Genomic DNA, 910 nt, shown 5'->3' with positions numbered 1-910 from the left:
GACCCCGCGCCCGCGACATGATCCGCCGGACAGGCCCTAGAGGGTGGCCCGTACGCGGGGGAAGTGGCAGGCCGCACCCTGCTTCCCGCTGCCCGGCGCGCCGGGCACCTCCCTCTCGCACCGGGCGCGGTCCGTCTCCTCCAGTCCCGCGTACACGAAGCACCGCTCCCGGAACCGGCACCCCGCCGACCGCTCCGTGGGGCTGGGCGGGTCTCCGGCCAGCAGGATCCGCTGCCGGCGGCGCGCCCGCTCCCGCGGCGGATCCGGCAGCGGCACGGCCGAGAGCAGCGCCTGCGTGTACGGATGCAGCGGCCGCTCGAAGACGTCCGCGACGGGCCCCGACTCGACGGTCCGCCCGAGGTACATCACGCTCACCCGGTCGGCGATGTGCCGGACGACCGACAGGTCGTGCGAGACGAAGAGGTAGGCGAGGCCGAGTTCCGCCTTCAGCCGCCGCAGGAGGTTGAGCACGCCCGCCTGTACGGACACGTCGAGGGCGGACACCGGCTCGTCCAGGACGAGGAGTTCGGGTGCGACGGACAGTGCGCGGGCGATCCCGATCCGCTGGCGCTGACCGCCGGAGAACTCGTGCGGGTAGCGCTCGGTGTGCGCCGGGTCGAGGCCGACGAGCTCGAGGAGCTCGGGCCCGCGCCGCGCCGCGGCGGCCCGCCCGGCGCCCTGGGCGCGCAGCGGCTCGGTGACGATGTCGCCGACGGGCATCCGCGGGTCGAGCGAGGCCATCGGGTCCTGGAACACGATCTGCACGCGCCGGCGCAGGGCCCGCCGCCGCGCCGCGTCGAGCCCTCCCACCGGCTCGCCGAACAGGTCGACGGTGCCGCTCTCGGGGCGCTTCAGTTCGAGGAGTTCGAAGAGGGTCGTGGACTTGCCGGAGCCGGACTCGCCGACCAGG

Annotated in this window: 1 protein-coding gene; it reads right to left on the bottom strand. The window is 75.2% G+C overall.

Annotated elements, in window-relative coordinates; all coding sequences use genetic code 11:
* Window positions 1–36: 36 nt before the first annotated feature.
* Window positions 37–910: oligopeptide/dipeptide ABC transporter ATP-binding protein (locus tag GTW43_RS00715; protein ID WP_161299577.1), on the bottom strand; the 874-nt coding region annotated here is incomplete at its 5' end.

Source organism: Streptomyces sp. SID5785 (genome assembly GCF_009870065.1).
Lineage (GTDB): Bacteria > Actinomycetota > Actinomycetes > Streptomycetales > Streptomycetaceae > Streptomyces.
Note: the sequence above shows the minus strand (reverse complement) of the source record. Positions and strands in the feature narration are given on the sequence as shown.